Source organism: Sphingobium sp. D43FB (assembly GCF_002312805.1).
Lineage (GTDB): Bacteria > Pseudomonadota > Alphaproteobacteria > Sphingomonadales > Sphingomonadaceae > Sphingobium.
Genome location: NZ_NMUA01000025.1, coordinates 1 through 15,631, shown reverse-complemented (window position 1 = coordinate 15,631; position 15,631 = coordinate 1). Strand labels below are relative to the sequence as shown.

Below are 15,631 nucleotides of genomic sequence, written 5' to 3'. Positions count from 1 at the left end.
GGAACGGTAACCAAGTCCCACCACCCCGCCTTCCGCCCTCGACTGTCAATCGGCGTACAAACGGGACCCCTTATCGGCGCGCAAAAGGGACCCCCTGTCAGGATGGCGGAGCGTTGATGTGACGGGCTTCCTTGCGCTGCGCGCGGCGTAGGTAGGGCGTAGCCCGACCGGAGGCGCGCGCAGCGCAAAACATCTTCTAATTGATCGGTGCTGGGGGGGATCAGCTGCGGTTTTTGAAGCGCCAGCTGTCATTGCCGGTCTCGACGATGTCGCAATGATGGGTGACGCGGTCGAGGAGCGCGGTGGTCATCTTGGGATCGCCGAACACGGTGGGCCACTCGCCAAAGGCGAGGTTGGTGGTGATGATGACGCTGGTCTGCTCATAGAGTTTGCTGATCAGGTGGAACAGCAGCTGGCCGCCTGATCGGGCGAACGGCAGATAGCCCAGTTCATCGAGCACGATCAGATCGAGACGGGATAGCTGGGCGGCGAGAGCGCCACTCTTGCCGATCCTGGCCTCCTCTTCGAGGCGGGTCACCAGATCGACCGTGTTGAAGTAGCGGCCTCGGGCGCCGGAGCGCACAACGTTGGCGGTGATGGCGATGGCCAGATGGGTCTTGCCGGTGCCTGTTCCGCCGACCAGGACGATATTGCGCCGTGCGGGCAGGAACGCGCCGCTGTGCAATGAACGCACAAGCCCCTCGTTGATCGGGGTACCCTCGAACCGGAAGGCATCGATGTCCTTTACGACTGGCAGCTTGGCAGCGGCCATCCGGTATCGGATCGACGCGGCATGACGATGCGTCGCCTCCGCTCGCAGGAGGTCGGTCAGTATCTCCATGGTGGTGCGCTGGCGCTGAAGGCCGGTGGTGACGGCATCGTCGAACGCGCCCGCCATGCCCTTGAGTCCAAGCCCGCGCATGGCCTCGATCATATCATGCCGCTGCATCGAAGGTCCTCAGCTGGTCGTAACGGGCACAGTCGGCAATCGGGGGATGGCGCAGAGCGCTATCCTCGGAGGTGATGATCGTCAGCGGACGCGGGGGTTCCCGGCGTCGTGCCAGGATGTTGAGGATCAGGTCGTCGCTCGCCGTGCCCGTCGCCAGTGCCTCACGCACAGCGGCTTCGACAGGCTCCAGGCCATCGGTCAGTACGGCCGACAACACACGGACGAACCGGCGATCGGCATCGTCGCCATTACCCAGCTTGCGGCGCAGGCGGGCAAGCGCCGGTGGCAGATCCCAGTCCTGGAAGGGGGCACCGTTCCGCAGCGCGCCAGGCTTGCGGGCCAGCACTGGCAGATAATGCCAGGGGTCATAGATCGTGCGGTTGCGCCCAAAGTAGCGAGGATGTTCAGCGACAACCTCTTCGCCGCAGCGAACGACGATGCGATCGGCATAGGCGCGGACCTGCACCGTGCGTCGTGCCACCGTCGATAGCACCGAGTAGCGATTGCGGTCGAAGCTGATCAGGCAGGTGCCGGTCACAGCATGCTCGCTCTCATTGAAGCCGTCGAACGGTCCCAGCATCGGCTGCAGCGCAGATCGTTCGATCTCCAGCATCTGCGCCACGGTCAGCTCTCCCTGTTCGGGATGGGGCTGCCGTTCCGCCCAGCGCCGACACTCGGCCTCCAGCCAGCCATTGAGCTCTTCGAGACTGGCGAACCGCAACCGGGGCTGGAAGAAGCGACCCCGGATCGTCTGCACCTGGTTCTCGACCTGACCCTTCTCCCATCCCGCCGCAGGCGAGCAGGCCGTGGGCTCGACCATATAATGGTCGGTCATGATCAGGAACCGCCGGTTGAAGACGCGTTCCTTGCCGGTGAACACGCTCGTCACAGCCGTCTTCATATTATCGTAGATGCCGCGCCCTGGCACGCCGCCGAAGAAAGCAAAGCCGCGCGCATGCGCGTCGAACAACATCTCCTGGCTCTCACGAGGATAAGCCCGGACATAGACCGCGCGTGAGGCACACAGTCGCATATGCGCGACCTTCACCCGCATCGGTGCCCCGGCGATCTCAACATCTTCATGGCTCCAGTCGAACTGGTAGGCCTCGCCTGGCCTGAACATCAGCGGGATGAAGGCCGTGACACCATCGCCGGCATCTTTGCGCCGTTCCAACTTCCATCGCGCCGTGTAGCGCCGCACGGCATCGTAGGATCCCTCAAAGCCTTCGCGCACCAGCAGGTCATGGATCCGCGTCATCCGCAGCCGGTCACGCCTGCCGCGCAGCTCGTTCTCTTCCAGCAGCGTGTTCAGGCGCTCCTGAAACGGACCGATCCTGGGCAGCGGCTGAACCTTGCGCTGATAATCAAAGGCACCCTCCGGCGCTCGGACCGCTTTGCGGATGACCTTCCGCGACACATGCAGATCCCGTGCGATCGCCTTGATCGCCTTGCCTCCGGCATACTCGCGCCGGATCCGTAAAACTGTCTCCAAAACCAACATCCCGATCTCGCCGCCTGAAAATCCAGCCGGCTGCTTAAACCATCGAAATGAGGGGTCCCTTTTAGACGCCGATCACCCCGCTAACGGGGTCCTTTTTGCACGCCGATCCACAGTCTTTGTGCTCATGTCACTTCTGTCTCGCATACTGTCGGTTTCGGCTAGCGCCGCTAAGCGGCGTTCACCCTATACCTTCTCAAGCAAGAAGCTTTCGGGTCACAGCTACCAAATCAGAAGGAAACGGAAATGTACATGAAGCTCGCAACCGCCATCGCAGCCGCGTTCGTCGCGTACGGCACCGTCGCAGCAACAACGCAGGCCACACAGGGCGTCACGCGCACCGACCTGCAGCGCCACGACCTGTCGATCGAGGGCCGCGAGACGGTTCAGGCGCGGATCGACATCGAGCCGGGGGTTACTGCACCGTGGCACCGCCATCCCGGCGAGGAGGTGATCTACGTCATTGAAGGCGTCCTGGAGTATCAGCTTGAGGGCAGGAGCCCGGTAGCCCTGAAGGCAGGTCAAGTGCTGTTCGTTCCTTCTGGCGTTGCGCACAAAGCTCACAACCCCGGCACCACGAACGGCGCCGAATTGGCGACGTACATCGTCGAAAAGGGCAAGCCGCTCGTCGTGCCCGCGCCGCATGTTGAAAAGCACTGACAATGCCCTGGGCCAGTGTCCGCTTTCTGGCATCGCGCCGAGGGCAGACACATCCAGTCCAGCATACAACGATACCGCGCGGTCCCGCCGGTGGGCGGCAGGTTGAGCCGATGGCTCAGCATCAGCCAACGACCGCTATTGGGTTTGCGAGAGTCGCGCCGGGACGGCGACAATTGGGGGGCGTTGCTGCCGGGCAGGTCCCCGCCCGCGGAACGACGGGTTCGGGCACCAGCCGTCGTTCGCGGCGCTCCGCTAAAGGGCGTATTTGGTCGCGTTCTGCCAGAATAGCTGCCGGTCCGCACCTGGGGAGCGAAATTGTGGGGCTGAGTGGCAAGAAAGGGTCGACACCTGTAGTCTGGGGATTCGCAGAAACTTGAGAAGCGCGGCACTGAGAAGTTGCAGCCGTCAAAACTTCTCAGGACCGCCATACAGACCGCCGACCGTTCGGTCTGACGCCACTTCAAGAGAGACGCGATACCAGAATATTTTGAGACAATCTCACTTTACAACATGCAATATATGAGTATTTCGGAGGCAAGTTGCCAAAGGGTCGCTCATGCAAATGAAGATTATGCGATATGGGGCATCCTCTTCCCCGTCGCCGAAATGCGCTTTCGACAATGCCGCCGCCATATTCCTCGACTGGGATGGCTGTGTGATGATCGGCAACACTCTGATCCCGGCGGCGCGCACGCTGTTGGAGCGGCATGCGGATCGCGTCGTCATTCTGTCCAACAATTCGACGCACTTGCCCGAAGATTTCACGCGCATATTGAACCAGGCGAATGTCCATATCCCGCCGGATCGGATCATCCTTGCCGGTGCGGAGGCAGTACGCTTGGCCATGCAAGACCAACCGGCGCGAACCTTGCTGCTCGGAACGACGCGGATCAAAGCCTATGCCCGGCAGATGGGGCTGACACTTGTGCGGGACGAGCCGGATCAAATCCTGCTGACGCGCGACACGCGCTTTACCTATGCCAAATTATGCCGCGCAGCGAACGCGCTGCAGCGAGGTGTGAAGCTGATCGTCGCCAATATCGATGCCACGCATCCCGGACCCGATGGCCATATTGTGCCGGAAACCGGGGCGATGCTCGCCGCCTTGCTAGCCTGTGTACCAACTGCCCCGATGGTAACGGTCGGCAAACCCGGCCCCCTCCTGTTCGCGCGCGCTTGTGAAGTCGCTGGCGTGGCCGCGCATGACGCCGTGATGATCGGCGACAATCCCGAAACGGACGGAAAGGGCGCGACCGATTATGGCATCTACCCGATACTCATCGGGCCGGATGCCGGGCTGACGCTGGACGATATCGTCAACTGGTAGGCGGTACTGCGGCTTAAAAGCGCTTGATCGACAGCACGTCGAACGTCTGGCGCAGCGTCTCGGTCGAGCGTTCATAATCCGCCAGCGCCAAGGCCGCGATCAGCGCATCTACTACGCAGAGTTGCGCGATCCGGCTCGTCATCGCCTCGGTGCGAAAACTCGTCTCCCGCGCCATGGTGAACAGGACCAGGTCGGCATAGGCGTGAATCGGCGAGCGGGCGAAATTGGTGATGACGATGGTTTTCGCGCCCGCCTCCCTCGCCAGCCGCGTGGCGGCCACCGTCTCATGCGTGGCGCCGCTGTGCGATATGGTCAGCACGACGACATCGGGGTCACATCGCGATGCACAGATCGCCTGCACATGGCTATCGACCACCACCCGTGCGTCAAGGCCGATGCGCAGCATGCGATAATGCGTGTCTTCGGCGATCGGTGCGGACGAGCCGATGCCATAGACTTCCACGCGCTTGGCCGCGCGGATCATGTCGACCGCACGGGACAGCGCGGCGGGGTCCAGCACCGACAGCGAATCGCGCAAGGCCTGAATCCCGGAATGAAATACCTTCCGGCAGATCGTGTCCATGTCGTCATCGCGCGTGACGTCCTCGTGGATGAACTGCACCGGTTGCACGATTTCCTGGGCCAAGCTGAGTTTCATCTGCTGGAAGCCGGACAGGCCGATGCCACGACAGAAATTGATGATGCTGCCTTCGCTCACGCCCGTCTCTTCGGACAATTCGGTCACTGACATGCCGACGATCTTTTCGGGCTGGGCGAGGATATAATCGGCGATCCGGCTCGCCCCCTTCGCCATGCCCGGCTGGGCCACGCGGATGCGATTGAGCGTGTTGTCGATGGGACCATTGTCGGTGGTCGGAAGGGCACGGCGTTTGGGGGTGGAGGCTGTCATGAGAGTCCTGAATGGCGAGCGCGGGCGCACGCCACCTCTAACAGCATTTCGTCGCCCTGCAAAATTGAGTGTAGTTTAATCGGGTTCAATGCTGCGTCCGGTCTCGTCGCAGCAAGCTCAATTTTAATGCGACATCAAATTGAGTAATGTTCATTCAACTGTCACATCGGACTCCTACTTGACCCCTGCAAGCGGTTGACGCGCTGCAGCATCGAGTCGGTTCCACGACATGCTGTTGCCCCGGCAACCCGAACATTTTTGGGGGTATCGTCATGGTGAAACATTCACGTCCTTACGGCCGATCGAAATTCGGCGCGGTGCATCTTGGCCTGTTGCTGGGGGCCAGCCTGCTGCCGACGATGGCCATCGCCCAGGCACCCGCCGCTGCTGAAGCCACCGCCGAAGCCGAGGCTGCTGCTTCATCGATCATCGTGACCGGCCAGCGCGTCGAAGCGACCAAAGTGGCGGCCGATGCCATCGCCTTTGGCAACAATATCCAGATCGTCAGTTCCGAAGCGATCGCCGCGAGCGGTGCCAGCAACTTTGCCGAACTCGCCCAATTCCTCATCAAGGGCGCCAATATCGGCTATTCGCCGGACGAGGGCGAATATACCATTCGCCTCGACGGCGGCGGCGATCGCGACACGCTCGTCGTCCTTGATGGCGTGCCGCTGTACGATCGTGGCCCGGCGCTGGAAGATATTTGGGGATCGACGACGATCGACCCGCACATGATCGAACGGGTCGAAGTATTCCGCGGCGGCAACAGCCTGTTCTTCGGATCGAATGGCGGCATCGGCGTCATCAGCCTGGTCACCAAGCGCCCCGACGGCACCAACAAGGTGGAACTGGGCGCAAGCTATGGCGAGTTCAATTCGCGCGAATTGTGGGGCAATGCCAAATTCGCGCTGGATGCCGAAGGACGGCATAGTGTCATGGTCTATGGCAGCAGCCAGCAGACCGACGGCCCGCGCATCTTCGCGCCGGAAAGCTATGTCGACAACGTCGCCAAGGCTGGTGGCATCCAGAAATATCCGCTCAACCGCAACAATATCGGCATCAAATATCTCTGGAAGATCGACGACGACACGAATTTCCGGCTCAACGGCCAATATACCCAGATCGAATTTCAGGATCCGTTCCCGGACAATGAAACCTTCTCGCCGAACCGGGTCCGCTACCCGATCATCGATTTTTCTATCGACCGGCGCTGGTCGGATGCGATCTACACCGAACTGACCGGCTATTGGAGCAACCCACGGCTCAACAATACCGAAACCTTCGCCGAAACCTGCACCAATCGCGCAGGGTGTGTCGATGTGAAGGGCCAGCCGATCCGCTTCGGCGACGCCACGGGCCGGTCGACCCCCTATCCCAACAAGGGGTTCGGCGCGGACTCCAAGGTTGGCGGCTTTCAGGAGCGGGGTCTCAATTTCCGCAACACCTTCACCTTCCCCAAGCTGGTGGAGTTCGTCGCGGGGGTGCAGGTCGTATCCTACAAGGATGACTCTGATCCGGTCTTTCCGGTCGGCGATGCCTCGACCACGATCACGGGTCTGTATCTCGACGCGCGGCCGGTCATCCCCTTCAGCCCGGATACCAAGGTTTCACTCGCCATCCGCACTGATTTCGCCAAGAGCTTCGATTCCAAGACCATCTGGAAATTCGGCTTCCGCCAGCCGATCGGGCCCTTCTACATCCGCGGCAACGGCGGCACATCCTACAGCCTGCCGCGCACCAACGAACTTTTCTCGGTCAGTCCGACCCAGGTCGGCAATCCCAACCTGCAGACCGAAACGACAGAAACCTACAATGGCGCGGTCGGGTTCAGCAAAGCCTTCGGAGGCGTGCAGATCAATGCCGAGGTTGGCGCGTTCCGCACCGACATCAGCAACCGTATCCAGGGCACGTCCGGCCTGACCCCCAACACATGGTTCAACAACAGCGCCGTCACCGAAATTCGGGGCATCACCGCGGACATGGATTTCATCCTGGGCAAGCAGTTCACGGCCAACATCAACTACACCAAGCAACAGGCGCGCCTCGCTGGTACCGATCTTCAGATCAACGAGACGCCGGAATATATGATCACCGGCAATGTCGCCTGGCACAGCGCGAATGACCGGTTCCACGTCACCTTGCTACCGCGCTATCAGGGGCCGGAATATGCGACCGGCGGCGGCAATGTTCGCCAACCCGATGGCAGCATGGCCGCCCGGTTCCGCAACAATTTCGGCAATTATTTCGTCATGAACGGGTCGATCGCCTATTGGGCGGGCGACGAGCGGCAGCATCGCTTCCAGCTTCGCGTCGTCAACATCACCAACACCAAATATGCCGAACGCTATGGCTACGGTAATATGCGCTTCAGTTCGGCCTTCCTGCGCGGCGAAATTGCGGCCAACAGCGACGCCTATTTCTACGGCTATGAGTTCGAGGGCAAGCCCCGCGCCGTCTACGCCTCCTTCACCACCAGCTTCTGATCGCCCATATGACAGCCCATTCACCGTCATGTCACAGCCCCGACCTATTCCGTCCGCCGCTCCTATGGAGCGGGATAGGAAGGATGTGCATATGAAACGGTGGATGATCGCGGCGATCTTGGTGCTGATGGCGGGCGGGGTGGGCCTGTTCTGGGCGACCCGGCAAAGCCAGAAGACGCAAGCCTTGCACGTTCTGCTCATTCCCGCCGATGGCGGCACGGAAAGCGGGACGCTGGCGGACTACCAGCCGATTTTCAACGCCGTGTCCCGTAACACGGGCCTGACCTTCGACCTGAAGGTCGCACAATCCTACGGCGCGGTGGTCGAGGGAATGTGCAACGGCGCGGCCGACATCGCCTTTGTCGGCCCCGTCACCTATTTGCAGGCGAAGGATCGCGGTTGCGCCGAATTGCTAGCGGTCGCTGTCAAATCGGGCGCCTCGGTCTATTATGCCGGGCTATTCGCACACAAGGACGCCGCCATCGCCACCGCCGCCGACGTGCGGGGCAAGCGCGTCGCCTTTGGCGACGTCAATTCGACATCGTCCTTCATTTTCCCGATGACCATGTTGATGGATGCGGGGATCGATCCGGCCAAGGATCTGAAAGAGGTCCGCCTGACCGGCAGCCATGCCAGCAGCCTCGCCGCCTTGTTGCAGGGGCAGGTCGACGTCGCCGCGCTCTCCTTCGAAAGCTATGAAAAGGCGGTGCGGGAGAATGTGCCGGGCGTTCGCGATGTGAAGATCATCGCGCGCAGCGATCCTATTCCCTATCCGCCCCTGGTCGTGAACAGCAAATTGCCGGTCGCGACCCGCAACCAACTGCAATCGGCATTCCAGAATATCGCCCATGAACCCGGCATCACGCCAGAGATGATCCGGGGCTATGGCGGGGGCCAGGTCGATGGTTATGACGCCCATTTCCCCGCCGCCAAATTCACCCCCGCCGCGCAGAAGATGGCGATGGTCAGCGATGCGCTGAAGGCGGAAATGCTCAAGAAATCGGCGCAGCGGTGATGGATATTCGTTTCGATGCCACCACCGTCCACTATGCCGACGGCACATGCGCGCTGGATGGTGTGTCCTTCACAGTGCCTGCGGGGCAATTTTGCGTCGTGCTGGGCCATTCGGGTGCCGGAAAGTCCACACTGCTGCGCACCGTCAATGGCTTGTCCGCCATAACCGGCGGTCGTGTGGTGGTGGGCGGCAAGCCGGTCAATCGCAAGACCCTGCCCTTCTTGCGTCGCCGCATCGGCATGGTCCACCAACATTATGGCCTGACCGCCAGGGCCAGCGTCGCCACCAATGTTATGGCGGGCGCGGTGCCCGCCATGCCCTTCTGGCGGGCGATGTCGGGCTTTTATACACCGGCGTTGCAGGACAAGGCCTGTGCCCTCATCGCGGCTGTCGGCCTGGACGAAGCGCATCTTGCCCGCCGTGCCGATCGTCTGTCGGGCGGCCAGCAACAGCGCGTCGGCATCGCGCGCGCTTTCATGCTGGACCCGGCCATCATCCTGGCCGACGAACCGGTCGCCAGCCTCGATCCCCGGCTAAGCCGCGAGGTGCTGGATCTGTTGCGGACACAGGCGCGCGAACGTGGCGCGACCGTGCTGTGCAGCCTGCATCAGGTGGATCTGGCGCGCGATTATGCCGACCGGATCGTCGCCTTGCAGGGTGGCCGGGTCGTTTTCGACGGGCCGCCCGCCATGTTCGACGACTATGACGCCAAGCGCATCTATGCAAAGCAGGATGCGGCCGCCCCGGTCCAGGCGGTGCTGGCATGACCGCGCAGGCACACAGCCGCTGGTCCTACCCGCGCCCCTATGGCAGCGGCACCATCCTGGCGCTGATCGGCGCGGCCCTGCTGCTCTGGTACACCGGCCAGCGCGTCGAAATCGGGCGGATGGTCATGATGACCACCCAGGCCGTTGCCGTGCAATTCGGCCTTGCCGAGCGATCGCAGGTCGCCGACGGCCTTGGCAACGCCATCGGCCAGCTCGTCCCGATCCAGCTTTCCGAGAGGCAGGAAGTCAGCCGGATCGAGGGTTTCAATCCGACCGACCTGCCATTCCTGTCCCATGTCGAGGTCGTCGAACGCCGTGCCGAAACGATCAATCCGCAAACGATGCGGATGGAAAGCCGTCCGGTCCGCACGACTTATCTCGTGCAACCGCTGGGCTATGTCTGGCTGGTCGCGGCCAAGATGCTGGAGACGCTGGAAATCGCGCTCTGGGGTACCATCGTCGCCATCCTCATCGGCTTTCCGCTGGCGTTGCTGAGCGCGCGCAACATGATGCGCTTTGCGGCCATCCGCATGATGGCGCGCGGCATCATCGGCTTTTGCCGGGCGATTCCCGAACTGGTCAGCGCCCTGTTTCTCGTCATCGCCTATGGCTTCGGCCCGATCGCGGGCATATTGGCGCTCGGCCTCTATGGCGCGGGGTTCCTTGGCAAATTCTATGCCGACGATGCCGAAAATGCCGACCCCCGGCCGCAGGAAGCCCTGACCGCCATCGGCGCGGGCAAGATGCTGATGTGGCGCTATGCCATCCTGCCCCAGGTGCTGCCCCAATATATCGCCTACACCCTCTATATCCTCGACCGGAATGTCCGCATGGCGACCGTCATCGGACTGGTGGGGGCAGGCGGCATCGGTCAGGAACTCAAGGGCCGCTACGACATGTATGAATATGGCCATGTCGGCACGATCCTGATCGCCATCTTCATCGTCGTCCTGCTGCTGGATCGCAGCGCCGGGCGACTGCGCAAATCCCTTTTGTAACCCCCATCCTATCGATCGGAGCGGCCATGTCCCTGAAGAACAGACGCGATTTCCTCAAGACCGCCAGCGTGGCGGGGACCATGGCGGCCATGCCGGGCAGCATCGGGCGGGCGCTGGCCATCGGGCCCAAGCGCGTGACCGGCACGATCAAGGACGTGAAGCATATCGTCATCCTGATGCAGGAAAACCGGTCGTTCGATCATTATTTCGGCACGCTCAAAGGGGTGCGGGGTTTTGGCGATCGCCATCCCATCCCGCTGCCCGACAATCGCCCGGTCTGGTGGCAATCCAACGGCGCGCGCGATCTGCCGCCCTTCCATCTGGATACCGAGCGGACCAACGCGCTCAAGGTGCCGGGCACGCCGCATAGCTTTTCGGACGCACAGGCCGCGTGGAATCAGGGCAAATTCGGCCTGTGGCCCAAATATAAGACCGATTATTCGATGGGCTATTACAAGCGGCAGGATATCCCCTTCCAGTTCGCGCTCGCCGAAGCCTTCACCATTTGCGACGCCTATCATTGTTCGGTCACCAGCGGCACCGACCCCAATCGCATCGTCTTCTGGTCCGGCTCCAGCTTCGATCCCGCCATCGCCGCCAAGGGCGTGAATTGCCGGGACACGCATTCGGAACCCAACAACCTGCGCTGCTGGATCAAGGGCGCACTGCCCGAGCCTGGCTATACCTATGCCGGCAATGCGCTGGAATGGGCGACCATCCCCGAAGTGCTGGAGGCCGCCGGGGTCGACTGGCGCATCTATCAAGACCCTAACGACAATTGGACCGGCGCGATGCACGGTGGCCTCGCCTTCAAGGGGTTCCGCGATGCCAAGCCGGATTCCACCCTCTACCAGCGCGGCATGAGCGAGTTTTCGCTCGAACAATTCGCCAAGGATGTGAAGGACGGCACGCTGCCCGCCGTGTCCTGGATCTTGCCGCCCAAGGAGCGATCGGAACATCCCGGCGCGTCGACCCCGATCGAAGGCGCGGCCTTCACGGCCGAAGTTCTGGACGCGCTCACCGCCAACCCGGAGTTGTGGAGCCAGACCGTCTTTTTCCAGACGTTCGACGAAAATGACGGGTTGTTCGACCATGTGCCGCCGCCCGCGCCGCCGTCCTATAATCGCGATGGCACGATGGCGGGCAAGGCGACGCTCGACCTGGCGGGCGAATATTTCGACGATCATGAGGATAAATATACGTCGCGCGATGACGATGTGAGCGGCACGACACGGCCCTGGGGGCTTGGCCCGCGCGTGCCCATGTATGTCGTTTCGCCATGGAGCCGGGGCGGCTGGGTCAACAGCGAGATATTCGATCACACCTCGGTCGGCCAGTTTCTCGAAAAGCGTTTCGGTGTCACGATCCCCGGCATCAGCCCATGGCATCGCGCCGTCTGTGGCGACATGACCAGTTGCTTCGATTTCAGCCAGAGCAGCGACGCCACTTTCCCCGACTTGCCCGATGTCAGCGCCGCCAGCACAATCCTGGCCGAGCATCTGACCCGTCCCAAGGCGCTGCCGCCCCGCGCGCCGCAGGATATGGTTCAGGAAGCGGGCATCCGCCGCTCGCGCGCCCTGCCCTACATCCTCCACGTCGATGCCGTCGCGACGAAGGCCGCACTCACTCTGACATTCACCAATGAAGGACGGGCCGGTGCCGTCTTCCATGTCTATGACAGGCACAGACTGAATCAGATCCCGCGCCGCTACACGGTGGAAGCAGGCAAATCTCTACACGATCAATGGACGGCCGACGACCAAGGTCGCTTCGACCTCATCGTGCTTGGCCCCAACGGTTTCGTGCGGGGCTTCACCGGCGATCTGCAGCAAGCCGCCGCCGCACCGGTCCTCACCGCCCGTTATGATGCGGCGGGCAAGGCCATGCGCCTGCGCCTAGCCTGCGATGGATCGACTCCCGCGCGCGTCACATTGGGCAAGGACGCCTATGGGGTTCAGGCCGACCGGGCGATCATGGTGATCGGGGGCAGCAGCACCAACGAACGCTGGCCAGTGGCGAAGAGCGAAGACTGGTATGATCTGACCGTCGCCATGGCAGGAATGGACATCCGCCTGGCTGGGCGCGTCGAAAGCGGACGTCACGGCATCAGCGACCCGCTCATGCGGGCCTGAAGCTGACGAAAGGTAAGGAAAAAGAGGCTGGCCGAGACATCGGCCAGTCCCTTTTTCCTTACCGACCTAAAGGTCGGAGGTGCGCATCTCGATCCCGCTCGAAACGGTCGACTTGGGATCATATTGATCAGCGACCACGCTTGGGCAATGGTCCCGTTCTTGTCATCCAGCTCGAACCGGCAATAGTTCCGCGGACAAAAGTCATCGGCGGTTTCCTACCTGCCTTTGACGCTCGGTACTCGCAATTCCGCTGACCGCTATTTCCCGATGCGTCTCAGATTTGCGGACGGTCTTCCTTGGAAGTGGTCTGAGCCCCGACTATCCTCCACCTATGAGTGGAGCCGGAGGCGCTGTTGATGCCTTGCTTGGGCGTGATGGCAACGGCTGATCGGGCCGCCATCTCTGCCGGGGTCATGTTCCCCAGGCTCGAGCGCGGCCGGGACGTGCAAGCATTTGGAGCATGCTTGCCATCCGCTTTTTTCTGCTTCGCGCGATGATTGGGGCAGTTCAGAATAGGGAGTCATACGCGCCGATCCTGCTGTTCGGTTGCATGCTCATGGTCCTTGCGTTGCTGCGGTTGATCAGACGTTGGAGGGATTTGGGGTATTCAAATTAGAAAAGCAGACAGGCTGCGAGATGGGTCGATTAAACGAGTTGCGTGCTTTGCCTCAGCAAAGGGGTGCGTGAGGAGGCAGCTTGCAGCCTAGTTTGCGGTTGCCCCCTTTGAAGGTTCCGCCTGAAAACCGGCCAGGATGTCGGGATAGCGGTCCAGAATCGCGCTGGCGACCCCGTTGGTCCAACCGAATCCATCCTGCAGCGGATATTCGCCGCCGCCGCCGGGCCGCCGCTCCTCTACATCATATTTTTCCAGCATCTTGCCGGTTTGGGCATAGGCTGCCGCAACCGTGCCCATCCAGCGGCCAGCGATATCGCGTGCGAGCGCTGTTTCGCCATTGCGGGCCAGGCCATCGATCGCCACCCATTGCAGCGGTGCCCAGCCATTGGGGCTGTCCCACTGCTGACCGGTACGGATGGGCGTGGTGCGAAGACCTCCGCTGGCGAGCAGCGTCGTGCGGACGGTGGCCGAAATGGCCTTCACCTGGTCCGGCGAGGCCGCCCCCACGAGCAGCGGATAGAGGGTGGCGGCCGAAACGATGGCGGTCGGCTTTCTGGCTATGCGGTCCCAGTCCGCATAGCGACCCTCGTGCCCGACCCAGAGATAGCGGTTGATCGCTGCCTTTCGGCGCTTGGCCATCGCGGCATAATCCCCCGCGCAAACGGTGTCATTCGCTGCGCGGCAACGCGCCTCGATCCGCTGTTCCATTGCCAGCATCAGGCTGTTGAGGTCGACTGGCACGATGCTGGTGGTGTGGATGGTCGAAATCTTCTGCGGGTCGGCGAACCAGCGTGCGCTGAAGTCCCAGCCGCTCTCGGCGCCGGCACGAGATCAAGCTATGGCGCGGCGATCTGGATGAGAAGTTTCCGTCAATCAGGATGAGAACTGATCGTCGCGGTTTTCAAGTGGTGCCTGCTTTGATTGACGCTGGCAAGCGCTACTCGCAGGTTTGATTGTCGCTGCGCGACATTTCCTCGTTGGACTTGGTTGTCGCGAAGGTCGGTGGCCGACCAGCGCGTGATTGTCGCTGGATCGCCGAGCGACGGCGGTAGCTCTCGACATTCATCTCGAAGATTGTCGCGTGGTGAACGAGGCGATCCACGGCGGCGAGCGTCATGGCGGGATCGGGGAAGACCCGATTCCATTCACCAAAAGGCTGGTTGGCGGTGATGAGGGTGGAACGCCGTTCGTACCGTGCGCTGATCAACTCGAACAGGACGGACGTTTCGGCCTGATCCTTGGTCACATATGCAAGGTCGTCGAGGATCAGCAGGTGATATTTGTCGAGTTTGGCTATCGCAGCTTCGAGCGCCAGTTCACGGCGGGCGACCTGGAGTTTCTGGACCAGATCGGAAGTGCGGGTGAACAGGACGCGCCAGCCATTTTCGATCAGCGCGAGGCCGATTGCGGCTGCCAGATGGGTTTTACCCCCACCCGGTGGACCAAAGAAGATGAGGTTTGCGCCTTTTTCGAGCCAGCCATCACCAGAACACAGCGCCGTCACCCGGGCGCGGGAGATCATTGGCACTGCATCGAAGGCGAAGCTGTCGAGAGTCTTGCCGGGTGGCAGGCGGGCTTCGCCCAGATGCCTTTCGATCCGGCGTCTGTCCCGTTCTGCGATCTCATGCTCGGCGAGCGCCGCAAGCAAACGGGCACCAGGCCAGCCTTCCTTGTCTGCCCGCGTGGTAAAGTCGGGCCAGATCAGTTTGATTGCTGGCAGGCGCAGGTCGTTGAGGATGAGGCTCAGACGCTGGGCGTCGATAGCGGGTGCGTTCCGGCTCATGCGGCTTCTCCCGCCAGGAGAACATCATAGGTGACCAGGGGGACCAGTTCCACCACCACGTCGGGAAGCGCCGCCGGATCGGGAGCGAAGCGTATTCGTAAGGCATCCATGTCGGGGAGACGGTTAGCAGCCACGTCGGCTGCCAGGAGTTCCGCGAGTTCGGCCTCGCAGGCTCTTTCGTGCGCCATTGCCAACAGTTCTACCATCTGCCGACAAGCGATCCGTTCAGGCAATGCGGCGATGAGCCGGTCGAAGGTCTGACGATAAGGCTCCCTTGGGAAGAGCTGGTCACGATAAACCAACTTCAGGAGCGCCATGGGTTTGCGCCGCAGGCTATGGATGACGTGCCGATAATCGACCACATGCCCGTGGGAGCCGTTATTGAACGACCGCCCCCGCGGCAATGTCATGAGGTGAGTGCCGCCGATGAACAGATCGAGGCGATCATCGTAAAGCCGAACGCGCAGCCGATGCCCGATCAGCCGTGAGGGCA

11 protein-coding genes and 2 pseudogenes are annotated in these 15,631 nt (G+C 61.9%); 7 read left to right on the top strand and 6 right to left on the bottom strand.

What is annotated here, in order from left to right:
- Positions 1-220: 220 nt before the first annotated feature.
- Both istB (SxD43FB_RS17875) and istA read right to left on the bottom strand, forming a co-directional pair.
- On the bottom strand, positions 221-949 hold the full coding sequence (gene istB, locus SxD43FB_RS17875) for an IS21-like element helper ATPase IstB (protein WP_011950770.1): 729 nt from the start codon (positions 947-949) through the stop codon (positions 221-223).
- Positions 936-2,450, bottom strand: a complete 1,515-nt coding sequence (gene istA, locus SxD43FB_RS17870) for an IS21 family transposase (RefSeq protein ID WP_096063346.1) — start codon at positions 2,448-2,450, stop codon at positions 936-938. The genes istB (SxD43FB_RS17875) and istA overlap by 14 nt, the downstream gene beginning before the upstream one ends.
- 243 nt (positions 2,451-2,693) lie before the next feature.
- Between istA and SxD43FB_RS17865 the strand changes: the two genes are divergently transcribed.
- The gene (locus SxD43FB_RS17865; RefSeq protein ID WP_217988810.1) at positions 2,694-3,107 is read left to right on the top strand and encodes a cupin domain-containing protein; all 414 of its coding nucleotides are present in this window, start codon (positions 2,694-2,696) and stop codon (positions 3,105-3,107) included.
- Between the two features lie 562 nt (positions 3,108-3,669).
- On the top strand, positions 3,670-4,434 hold the full coding sequence (locus SxD43FB_RS17860) for an HAD family hydrolase (protein WP_096063345.1): 765 nt from the start codon (positions 3,670-3,672) through the stop codon (positions 4,432-4,434).
- A gap of 13 nt (positions 4,435-4,447) precedes the next feature.
- On the opposite strand, the gene SxD43FB_RS17855 is transcribed toward SxD43FB_RS17860, so the two are convergent.
- Positions 4,448-5,344 carry a MurR/RpiR family transcriptional regulator gene (locus SxD43FB_RS17855; protein ID WP_010339841.1) on the bottom strand — a complete coding sequence of 299 codons (897 nt, stop codon included), beginning with the start codon at positions 5,342-5,344 and terminating at the stop codon, positions 4,448-4,450.
- A 272-nt stretch (positions 5,345-5,616) separates the two neighbouring features.
- On the opposite strand from SxD43FB_RS17855, the gene SxD43FB_RS17850 reads away from it, so the two are divergent.
- The 5 genes from SxD43FB_RS17850 (at position 5,617) to SxD43FB_RS17830 (ending at position 12,739) form a co-directional block, all read left to right on the top strand.
- Complete coding sequence (locus SxD43FB_RS17850; RefSeq protein WP_010339839.1) at positions 5,617-7,827, top strand: TonB-dependent receptor plug domain-containing protein; 2,211 nt, start codon at positions 5,617-5,619, stop codon at positions 7,825-7,827.
- Between the two features lie 91 nt (positions 7,828-7,918).
- Positions 7,919-8,842, top strand: a complete 924-nt coding sequence (locus tag SxD43FB_RS17845; protein ID WP_010339838.1) for a phosphate/phosphite/phosphonate ABC transporter substrate-binding protein — start codon at positions 7,919-7,921, stop codon at positions 8,840-8,842.
- Positions 8,842-9,609, top strand: coding sequence for a phosphonate ABC transporter ATP-binding protein (locus SxD43FB_RS17840; protein WP_010339837.1), 768 nt, complete (start codon positions 8,842-8,844; stop codon positions 9,607-9,609). The genes SxD43FB_RS17845 and SxD43FB_RS17840 overlap by 1 nt, the downstream gene beginning before the upstream one ends.
- Positions 9,606-10,607, top strand: a complete 1,002-nt coding sequence (gene phnE / locus SxD43FB_RS17835) for a phosphonate ABC transporter, permease protein PhnE (RefSeq protein WP_096063344.1) — start codon at positions 9,606-9,608, stop codon at positions 10,605-10,607. Before SxD43FB_RS17840 ends, phnE begins: the two co-directional genes overlap by 4 nt.
- Before the next feature lie 26 nt (positions 10,608-10,633).
- Positions 10,634-12,739, top strand: a complete 2,106-nt coding sequence (locus SxD43FB_RS17830) for a phospholipase C, phosphocholine-specific (protein WP_010339835.1) — start codon at positions 10,634-10,636, stop codon at positions 12,737-12,739.
- A gap of 703 nt (positions 12,740-13,442) precedes the next feature.
- Here the strand turns inward: SxD43FB_RS17830 and SxD43FB_RS17825 are convergent.
- From SxD43FB_RS17825 to SxD43FB_RS17815, 3 genes and pseudogenes are all read right to left on the bottom strand, one after another.
- A pseudogene (locus SxD43FB_RS17825) lies at positions 13,443-14,171 on the bottom strand (trehalase family glycosidase); the annotation flags it as partial.
- A gap of 121 nt (positions 14,172-14,292) precedes the next feature.
- Positions 14,293-15,138, bottom strand: a complete 846-nt coding sequence (istB, locus tag SxD43FB_RS17820) for an IS21-like element helper ATPase IstB (RefSeq protein WP_096063343.1) — start codon at positions 15,136-15,138, stop codon at positions 14,293-14,295.
- Positions 15,135-15,631, bottom strand: a pseudogene (locus tag SxD43FB_RS17815) (IS21 family transposase); the annotation flags it as partial. The gene istB (SxD43FB_RS17820) and the pseudogene SxD43FB_RS17815, both read right to left, overlap by 4 nt.